Genomic DNA, 9,493 nt, shown 5'->3' on the forward strand with positions numbered 1-9,493 from the left:
AACCCGGAAGCTAAGCCTCACAGCGCCGATGGTACTGCAGGGGGGACCCTGTGGGAGAGTAGGACGCCGCCGAACAATCATTCAAGAGAAGCCCCCGCCGGTATCCGGTCGGGGGCTTCTCTGTTGTAAGGTCATTGTGCATTGTCATCGCACGGTACAGGAGGCCCCCGGGTGGAGGTCCAGGAGACGCGGGTCCAGACCGATCGCGTCCTCACCATCCCCAACTTGCTGAGCATGGGCCGGCTGGTGGGTGTACCGCTCTTCCTCTGGCTCATTCTCTGGCCGGTGTTCGGTGGGCCCAACAACGACGGCTGGGCGCTGCTCATCCTGGCGCTGAGCGGGATCAGTGACTACCTGGACGGAAAGCTCGCCCGGCGGTGGGGGCAGGTCAGCCGGGTGGGGCAGCTGCTCGATCCGCTGGCGGACCGGCTCTATGTGCTCTCCACCCTGGTCGGTTTGACGTGGCGTGGGATTCTGCCGTGGTGGGTGACGGGCATTCTGCTGGCCCGCGAGATCTTCATCGCCGCGCTCCTGCCCATTCTCAACCGGCACGGATACGGGCCGCTCCAGGTGAGCTTCCTGGGGAAGGCCGCGACCTTCAACCTGATGTACGCGTTTCCGCTTCTGCTCCTCGGTAGCGGGCACAGCTGGATCGCGCGGCCGGCCGAGGTGGTGAGCTGGGCCTTCATCTGGTGGGGGACGGCGCTGTACTGGTGGGCCGGTATTCTCTACGCCGTTCAGGCCCGGCAGATCGTGCGGGCGAGCGCGAAGGGCTCCGCGTCCACAGTCTGAGACGTGATCTGAGAGAAGTGCCACGGCGCCACGGTGCGTCGGATGATGCCTTCCGGGTAGATGACCCTCTGGAACGGTTTGATGGGCCTGCAGGTCCAGCCCCGCGAAGGAGGACGCACCCGTAATGAAAGCCGTTGTAATGGCAGGGGGCGAAGGCACCCGGCTCCGCCCGATGACCTCCAGCATGCCGAAGCCGCTGCTTCCGGTGGCCAATAGGCCGATCATGGAGCACGTGCTTCGGCTACTGAAGCGGCACGGCCTCTCCGACACCGTCGTCACCGTGCAGTTCCTGGCGTCACTGGTCAAGAACTACTTCGGTGACGGTGAGGAACTGGGCATGCACCTCACCTATGCCCACGAGGAGACGCCACTCGGTACTGCGGGCAGTGTGAAGAACGCCGAGGACGCGTTGAAGGACGACTCCTTTCTGGTGATCTCCGGTGACGCGCTGACCGACTTCAACCTCTCCGAATTGATCGACTTTCACCGGAGCAAGGACGCCCTGGTCACCGTCTGTCTCACCAGGGTGCCCAATCCGCTGGAGTTCGGTATCACGATCACCGACGACGACGGACGGGTCGAGCGCTTCCTGGAGAAGCCGACCTGGGGGCAGGTCTTCTCGGACACGGTGAACACCGGTATCTACGTGATGGAGCCAGAGGTCTTCGACTACGTCGCCGCGGGGGAGTCCGTGGACTGGTCGAGTGACGTGTTCCCGCAGCTGTTGAAGGAGGGCAAGCGGGTCTACGGATACGTCGCCGAGGGTTACTGGGAGGATGTGGGCACGCACGAGAGCTACGGCAAGGCCCAGGCGGACGTCCTGGAGGGCAAGGTCGAGGTCGAGATCGACGGGTTCGAGATCTCGCCGGGCGTGTGGGTGGCCGAGGGTGCCGAGGTCGACCCGGAGGCGGTGCTGCGCGGGCCGCTCTACATCGGGGACTACGCCAAGGTCGAGGCCGGCGTCGAGATCCGCGAGCACACCGTGCTCGGCAGCAACGTGGTCGTGAAACGGGGCGCCTTCCTGCACCGCGCCGTCGTCCACGACAACGTCTACATCGGGCCGCAGAGCAACCTCCGCGGCTGTGTGGTCGGCAAGAACACCGACGTGATGCGGGCCGCGCGGATCGAGGACGGCTCGGTGATCGGGGACGAGTGCCTGATCGGCGAGGAGTCGATCATCGGGGCCAACGTCCGGGTCTATCCGTTCAAGACGATCGAGGCCGGCGCCGTCGTCAACACCTCGGTCATCTGGGAGTCCCGCGGGCAGGAGCACCTGTTCGGCGTGCGGGGCGTGTCGGGGATCCTCAACGTCGAGATCACCCCGGAGCTCGCCGTCCGGCTGGCCGGCGCGTACGCCACGACGCTGAAGAAGGGGGCCACCGTCACCATCGCGCGTGACCACTCGCGTGGTGCGCGTGCGCTCAAACGGGCGATGATCTCGGCGCTCCAGACGTCCGCGATCGACGTCCGGGACCTGGAGAACGTGCCCATGCCGGTCGCCCGGCAGCACACGGCGCGCGGGAGCGCGGGCGGGATCTTCCTGCGGACCACGCCCGGGGTACCGGACTCGCTGGACATCCTCTTCTTCGACGAGCGCGGTGCCGACCTCTCCCAGGCCGGACAGCGCAAGCTGGACCGCGTCTACGCGCGCCAGGAGTACCGGCGGGCTTTCCCCGGTGAGATCGGGGACCTGACCTTCCCGTCCAGTGTCTTCGACTCCTACGCGGGCAACCTGCTGCGGGCCGTCGACACGACGGGGGTCCGCGAGGCCGGGCTGAAGGTGGTCGTGGACACCGCGCACGGCAGTGCGGGGCTCGTCCTGCCGAGCATCCTCGGCCGGCTCGGGGTGGAGGCCCTCACCGTCTCCGGCGGGCTCGACGAGGCGCGGCCGACGGAGGACGCGGAGACGCGGCGGGCCGGGCTGGCCAGGCTCGGCGAACTGGTGGCGTCGTCCCGGGCGGCGTTCGGGGTCCGCTTCGACCCGGTCGGCGAGCGCGTCGCGTTCGTCGACGAGCTGGGGCGCGTGATCGACGACGACCGGGCGCTGCTGGTGCTTCTGGACCTGGTCGCCGCCGAGCGGCGCAGCGGGCAGGTGGCGCTGCCGGTGACGACGACCCGGATCGCGGAGCAGGTGGCCGCGTACCACGGCACCCAGGTCATCTGGACCACTACGACGCCGGACGACCTGGCGAAGGCGGCGTCGGCCGAGGGCACGGTGTTCGGCGGGGACGGGCGCGGCGGGTTCGTCGTGCCGGAGTTCAGCGGCGTGCTGGACGGTGCCGCGGCGTTCGTCCGGCTCGTCGGGCTGGTGGCGCGTACGCAGCTCACCCTGAGCCAGATCGACGCGCGGATCCCGCAGGCGCACATCCGGCGGCGGGACATCGCGACCCCGTGGGCGGCCAAGGGCATGGTGATGCGCTCGGTCGTCGAGGCCGCGGGCAGCCGGCGGCTGGACACGACGGACGGCGTGCGCGTGGTCGAGGCGGACGGGCGCTGGACGCTGGTGCTGCCGGACCCGGCGGAGGCCGTCACCCACCTGTGGGCGGAGGGCCCCGACGACGAGGCCACCGAGGCGCTGCTCGACGAGTGGGCGGCGGTGGTCGACGGCGCCGGGCGTTAGGCGATGCCACAGCGGGGGCGTGCGGATGGTTCGCACGCCCCCGCTGTCCGTTTCGCGGCGTTTGGGGTGATCCACTCTTCTGCGTCGTGTGCGCAGGTCAGGGGCTGTGCACGAGGGCCTTCGCCGACATGGGACGATGGTCCGCATGCCAGCGACGCCGAGTGCCAGCAACGGACGGTACAACCGTCCCGACGCCTCGATGTCCCTGCTGACCAGCGTGATGGACCACAGCCTCGACGAGGGCTACGCGGAAGCGGCCGCGGCGCGGGGCGGTGACCGCGACAGCCGGATACCCGTGACGCTCAGGGGGCTGGTCACGCTGGGCGCGGGGCTGGCGCTGGTGGGGACGGTGCTGACGATCGGCGCGGTGAACGCGCACGAGGCGGAGCCGACGCTCGCCAAGGAGCGGGACGCGCTGATCCACCGGGTCAACGACAGCAACACCGCCGCCGACCACCTCCAGCAGCAGGTCCAGGACCTCCGGCAGAAGGTGGACAGCGCGCAGCGCCAGGCGCTCCCCGCGGGCGATGACGGCGCGGACGCGCTGACCGGCCTGGTGGGGCTGGGCGAGGTCACCGGGCCGGGCATGAAGCTCGTGCTGGAGGACGCCGCCGGGACGGGCAGCGGGGGCAACGTGGACCCGCGGGCCGGGCAGGGCTTCTCCAACAGCGGCCGGCTGCGGGACCGGGACCTCCAGCTCGTCGTGAACGGGCTCTGGGGGAACGGCGCGGAGGCCGTCTCGATCAACGGGCAGCGGCTGACGGCGCTGTCGGCGATCCGGGCCGCGGGCGAGGCCGTGCTGGTGGACAACCGGCCGCTGGTGCCGCCGTACACCGTCCAGGCGATCGGGGACGGGCCGAAGCTCCTCGGCGCCTTCGAGAGGGACATGGCCGGGGAGTACCTGCGGCTGCTCCAGGAGAAGTACGGGATCAAGTCGACGCTGTCGACGCAGAAGAGCATGACGCTGCCGGCGGCGGTGGGCGTGACGCTGCGGACGGCGCAGCCGGTGACCCCCGAGCCCTCGCCGACGGCGTCGCCGTCGGCCGTACCGAGCCCGAGCCCGACCCCGTCGGCCACGGGCGGAACTTCCGAGAGCCCGAGCGCGTCCGTTTCACCGTCCGCCACCGGCGCGAATCCGAGCTCGAAGCGGCGTCCGACGGGCGGGACCCCGAAGACCACGACAGCGACAGGAGCAGCTAGACCGTGATTGCCGTACTGGGTCTCGTGATCGGGGTGGTCGTCGGGCTCTTCGTCCAGCCCGAGGTGCCGGACGCCGTCGTGCCGTACCTGCCGATCGCGGTGGTGGCGGCGCTCGACGCGGTGTTCGGCGGTGTCCGGGCGATGCTGGACGGGATCTTCGACGACAAGGTGTTCATCGTGTCGTTCCTGTCGAACGTGGTCGTCGCGGCACTGATCGTCTTCCTCGGCGACCAGCTGGGCGTCGGCTCCCAGCTGTCCACGGGTGTGGTCGTCGTTCTCGGCATCCGCATCTTCTCCAACGCTGCGGCGATCCGGCGTCATGTCTTCCGTGCCTGAGCCGGGCCGCGGTCCGGCGGCGGAGGAGAACGAGGAGCGCGTGGACGGCGTCACGGCGGCCGCCGGGGAGAAGGCGGCAGAGGTGGAGCCGGCCGAGTCGAAGGCCGTCGCGCAGGAGCCGGTCGCGCAGGAGGCCGAGGCGGCCGTCGCCGAGCCGTCCGGAGCTGAGCGCGAGGCGGTGCCCGTCGAGGAGTCCGCGCCGGAGCCCGAGGCGAAGCCGGAACCGCAGCGGGCTGCGGAGCCGGTCGCGGAAGCGGCCGCGCAACCTCCCGTCGAGGCCGCGGCCGAGCCCGAGCCCGAGCCCGAGCCGGAGCCCGAGTCCGAGTCCGAGCCGGAGTCGGACGGGCGCGTTGCCGAGGCGATCGACCGGAACGCCGGGCGGCGGCGCCTGAAGGCCGCGGTCTGGCCGCCGCGGCTGTCGCGCGGGCAGCTCGTGGTGGCGCTGCTGCTCTTCTCGCTCGGTCTGGCGCTGGCGATCCAGGTGCGCTCGACCAACGACCACCACAACCAGCTGCGCGGCGCCCGTCAGGAGGACCTGGTTCGGATCCTCGACGAACTGGACAGCCGTCAGCAGCGTCTCCAGCAGGAGAAGGCGGAGCTTGAACAGTCCTTGGGCAAGTTGGAGAACAGCTCCAACCAGGCCAAGGAGGCCCAGGAGCAGACCAGGAAGAAGGAGACGGAGCTCGGCGTGCTCGCCGGCACCGTCAAAGCCACAGGTCCGGGCATCGTACTCACTGTCGATGATCCCCAAGGGCAGGTGAAGGCAGATATGCTGCTGGACACCCTGCAGGAACTCCGGGCGGCGGGGGCGGAGGCGATTCAGATCAACGATGTTCGCGTGGTGGTCAACACCAACTTCACGGACGTGACGGGCGGCGGTGTGCAGATCGACGGCAAGAAGGTCTCGCAGCCGTACCGCTTCGCGGTCGTGGGGAACCCGCAGGACCTGACGCCCGCGCTGAACATCCCGGGAGGTGTCGTCCGCACGCTGGAGAGCCACCAGGCGCGGGCGACGATCACCACTCCGCAGAAGGTCGTCGTCGACGCGATCGTCGACTTGAGGACGCCGCAGTACGCCAAGCCGGCTTCGAAGTGACGGGGCGCCTGGCGAACGGCCCGTCACGTGCGGGCGGCACCCGGTGCGGGGCGCCGTCGTGGCGTGGGCGAGACTGGGTCATACCAGCACGCAACGGAGCAAGAACCGCCGCACCAACCGTCGGAGTACCACTCCAGCCGGCTCGATCCGCGACCGGGCCCGCAGCCTGTCCGAGGTTCTCACCCTGCCCCGCGGGCGGGTCTGTCACACGCAAGGGGATTCGCCCGTGAGTTTCTTCTCTAAGTTGTTCGGTCGTAACAAGGGCCACGACGCGGCCGTCGAGGCGCCGACCGCGCGCCACCGCCGGTCCGACGACGAGCCGGCCGTGCCCGGCATGCGCCCCGCCCCCGAGGCGGCGGAGTACTCCGAGCGGCAGCTGTACCGCGACGGCGGCACCCAGTACGCGGGGAATCCGGCGGGCTACGGCGCGTCGGTTGACCCCTCCGGCGACCCGCGCATAGGTTTCGCGTCAGGACCCTCAACCTCTGGTGGAGGGTTTGCCCCGGACCCGTACGCCGGGCACAACCCGTCGGGTGTGCCGCGCCAGGAGGCTGTGAACATGGCTGGCCCCACTCCGTGCCCGCGGTGCGGCAACCAGAACCCGGCCGCGGCCCGCTTCTGTTCCAACTGCGGCACGGCGCTGCGCGGTGGCGCACTGCCCGAGGGTGCGGCGGAGACCACGTCGACCATCTCGATCTCCGGCCTGGAGTCCTACGACCCGAACACCACGACCGGCACCGGCGCCACGCCGGCGCTGTCGGCCGAGGTGCTGGCGGCGATCGACGCACTGCCGCCGGGCTCGGCGCTGCTGATCGTTCAGCGCGGCCCGAACTCGGGCAGCCGGTTCCTGCTGGACTCCGACATCACCACCGCGGGCCGCCACCCGCAGGGCGACATCTTCCTGGACGACGTGACGGTCTCGCGGCGGCACGTGGAGTTCCGCCGCACGCCGGCCGGCTTCAGCGTCGCGGACGTGGGCAGCCTCAACGGCACCTACGTCAACCGGGAGCGGATCGACGAGGTGCCGCTGAACAACGGCGACGAGGTGCAGATCGGGAAGTACCGGCTGGTCTTCTTCGCCGGTCACAACCGGGGGTACTGAACCCAACGTCGGCAGGAGCCCGAGTGAGTACGAATACCTCCGATTCATCTCTCGGGGCGGCCACGCCCGCGCCCTCCGGTCCGCAGACGGACCGGGACGGGCGCGGGGTGGTCGCGGGCCCCAGGCAGCCGCTCCGGCCGGAGCGCACGGGCGCGCGGCGCCGCGGCGACGAGCTGCTGAGCATCGGTGCGGTGCTGGCCCACCTGCGTGACGAGTTCCCCGAGGTCACCATCTCCAAGATCAGGTTCCTGGAGGCGGAGGGCCTGGTCGAGCCGCAGCGCACGCCCTCGGGATACCGCAAGTTCAGCCCGGCCGACGTCGAGCGGCTGGCGTACGTGCTGCGGATGCAGCGTGACCACTACCTGCCGCTACGGGTGATCCGCGAGCACCTGGACGCGATGGAGCGCGGGGAGGCGCCGCCCGCGCTGCCGTCGGCCGACGCCCGGCCCGGGCCGATGGAGGAGGCGGACCGGGAGCTGGTGGCCGCCGCCGAGGCCTCGTCCGGGGTCCGGCTGGGGAGGGCCGAACTGCTGGCCGCCGCCGGGGCGGGCGACGGGGACCTGGCCGCGTGGGAGTCCTACGGGCTGGTCGCCTCCGGGCCGGACGGCGGGTACGACGGCGACGCGCTGCAGGTGGCCCGGCTGGTCGCGGAGCTCGGCCGGTACGGGCTCGAACCGCGGCACCTGCGGGCCATGAAGGCCGCCGCCGACCGGGAGGTCGCCCTCGTCGAGCAGGTGGTGGCGCCGCTGCGCCGGCACCGCAACCCGCAGACCAGGGCCCATGCCGAGGCCACCGCGCGGGAGCTCGCGACGCTGTCGGTCCGGCTGCACGCGGCGATGGTCCAGGCCGGTCTGCGGACCCGCCCGTGACGGCCCACCCCGCTGACCAGCGGCGTCGGGTCTGCGCTTTCATATCCGGGGCCAGAGCCATAGGGTTGCCTGTGTGAATGAGCTCGACGTCGTGGGTGTCCGGGTGGAGATGCCTTCCAACCAGCCGATCGTGCTGCTGCGGGAGGTCGGGGGCGACCGGTACCTGCCGATCTGGATCGGCCCCGGCGAGGCGACCGCGATCGCCTTCGCGCAGCAGGGGATGACCCCGGTGCGCCCGTTGACGCACGACCTCTTCAAGGACGTCCTGGAGGCGCTCGGCCAGCAGCTCACCGAGGTCCGGATCACCGATCTGCGCGAGGGCGTCTTCTACGCGGAGCTGGTCTTCGCCGGCGGGGTCGAGGTGAGCGCCCGGCCGTCCGACGCGATAGCGCTCGCGCTGCGGACCGGCACGCCGATCTTCGGGAGCGAGGAGGTGCTCGCGGAGGCGGGCATCGCGATCCCGGACGAGCAGGAGGACGAGGTCGAGAAGTTCCGCGAGTTCCTCGACCAGGTGTCGCCCGAGGACTTCGGGGGCAGTGGTCCGCAGTAGCGCGGACCGGCCGGCGTACGGGCCGTGCTGTCGTTTTGCCAAAAACCGTCCACCTACCCACACTAGGGGCACGAAAAACCACTCTCCCGAGTGATGCGGTTTGTCCGGCTCGGCGTGGCGATCGTTGACGGGTCATAGGGGACTGCCTACCGTCAGGAGTGGCTGCCCGGGTGACCGACGCCCGCAGTCTGGGTTGCCCGCAACACGAGTGGACGGAGGTAGGCATGAGCAGCACCGGCGATGACGCGGCCGTGGGAGGCCTGTGCGCCGTGCACGTGCCGCGCACCGCTCGCACCGTGACGGACCTGCCCCGAGTGGGCCGGTTCCCGGCCGTGCAGCCCGGCCAGCCGGCCATCGAGCGGCTGGCGCCGACCTCCGAACTCATCGGCTACCGCGGCCCGACGGCCTGCGCGGCGGCCGGCATCACGTACCGCCAGCTGGACTACTGGGCCCGGACCGGGCTGCTGGAGCCCAGCGTGCGTTCGGCGTACCCGGCGACGAGTCAGCGGCTCTACAGCTTCCGCGACGTCCTGCTCCTCAAGATCGTCAAGCGGTTGCTCGACGCGGGCGTCTCGCTGCAGAACATCCGGGTGGCCGTCGCCCATCTGCAGGCCGCCGAGCAGGGCGACCTGGCCGGGCTGACGCTCATGTGCGACGGCGCGACGGTCTACGAGTGCACCACGCCCCAGCAGGTCGTCGACCTGCTGAAGGGCGGTCAGGGTGTGTTCGGCATCGCGGTGGGGGCGGTCTGGCAGGAGCTGGAGCTGACCGTCGGGCGGCTGCACGCCGAGCGGACGGACACCGGCGAGACGCTGCTCGGGCACGACCCGGCGGACGAGCTCGCCCAGCGCCGCAACCGGGCGGTCTGACGGCCCGGTAGGAGCACGGAACGACGAGGCCGCGGGCCCGGACGGGGAACCGTCCGGGC

The 9,493-nt window shown here is 70.9% G+C and carries 9 protein-coding genes and 1 rRNA gene; all 10 read left to right on the top strand.

What is annotated here, in order from left to right:
* Positions 1-75: ribosomal RNA gene (gene rrf / locus AB0C76_RS40500) — 5S ribosomal RNA — on the top strand; the annotation flags it as partial.
* Between the two features lie 96 nt (positions 76-171).
* On the top strand, positions 172-792 hold the full coding sequence (locus AB0C76_RS40505) for a CDP-alcohol phosphatidyltransferase family protein (RefSeq protein WP_359975533.1): 621 nt from the start codon (positions 172-174) through the stop codon (positions 790-792).
* Positions 793-916: 124 nt separating this feature from the next.
* Entirely contained in the window at positions 917-3,412 is a 2,496-nt protein-coding gene (locus AB0C76_RS40510) for a mannose-1-phosphate guanyltransferase (RefSeq protein WP_359975536.1), read from the top strand.
* A gap of 145 nt (positions 3,413-3,557) precedes the next feature.
* On the top strand, positions 3,558-4,619 hold the full coding sequence (locus tag AB0C76_RS40515) for a DUF881 domain-containing protein (RefSeq protein ID WP_359975538.1): 1,062 nt from the start codon (positions 3,558-3,560) through the stop codon (positions 4,617-4,619).
* On the top strand, positions 4,616-4,948 hold the full coding sequence (locus AB0C76_RS40520; protein WP_266273207.1) for a small basic family protein: 333 nt from the start codon (positions 4,616-4,618) through the stop codon (positions 4,946-4,948). Before AB0C76_RS40515 ends, AB0C76_RS40520 begins: the two co-directional genes overlap by 4 nt.
* Before the next feature lie 40 nt (positions 4,949-4,988).
* Positions 4,989-6,044 (top strand): DUF881 domain-containing protein, encoded by a 1,056-nt coding sequence (locus AB0C76_RS40525; RefSeq protein ID WP_359975542.1) that lies wholly within the window; start codon positions 4,989-4,991, stop codon positions 6,042-6,044.
* A 184-nt stretch (positions 6,045-6,228) separates the two neighbouring features.
* Positions 6,229-7,146, top strand: a complete 918-nt coding sequence (locus AB0C76_RS40530) for an FHA domain-containing protein (protein ID WP_359975548.1) — start codon at positions 6,229-6,231, stop codon at positions 7,144-7,146.
* Between the two features lie 173 nt (positions 7,147-7,319).
* The gene (locus tag AB0C76_RS40535; protein WP_359975551.1) at positions 7,320-8,015 is read left to right on the top strand and encodes a MerR family transcriptional regulator; all 696 of its coding nucleotides are present in this window, start codon (positions 7,320-7,322) and stop codon (positions 8,013-8,015) included.
* A 73-nt stretch (positions 8,016-8,088) separates the two neighbouring features.
* Complete coding sequence (locus AB0C76_RS40540) at positions 8,089-8,565, top strand: bifunctional nuclease family protein (protein ID WP_329924794.1); 477 nt, start codon at positions 8,089-8,091, stop codon at positions 8,563-8,565.
* 224 nt (positions 8,566-8,789) lie between these two features.
* Entirely contained in the window at positions 8,790-9,434 is a 645-nt protein-coding gene (locus tag AB0C76_RS40545; RefSeq protein ID WP_359975546.1) for a MerR family transcriptional regulator, read from the top strand.
* Positions 9,435-9,493: the final 59 nt, after the last annotated feature.

Origin of the sequence: Kitasatospora sp. NPDC048722, assembly GCF_040650235.1 — a bacterium.
Lineage (GTDB): Bacteria > Actinomycetota > Actinomycetes > Streptomycetales > Streptomycetaceae > Kitasatospora.

Coding starts and splice junctions, on each gene's coding strand:
- AB0C76_RS40510 (WP_359975536.1), top strand. CDS start 917: ATGAAAGCCGTTGTAATGGCAGGGGGCGAAGGCACCCGGCTCCGCCCG.
- AB0C76_RS40515 (WP_359975538.1), top strand. CDS start 3,558: ATGCCAGCGACGCCGAGTGCCAGCAACGGACGGTACAACCGTCCCGAC.
- AB0C76_RS40545 (WP_359975546.1), top strand. CDS start 8,790: ATGAGCAGCACCGGCGATGACGCGGCCGTGGGAGGCCTGTGCGCCGTG.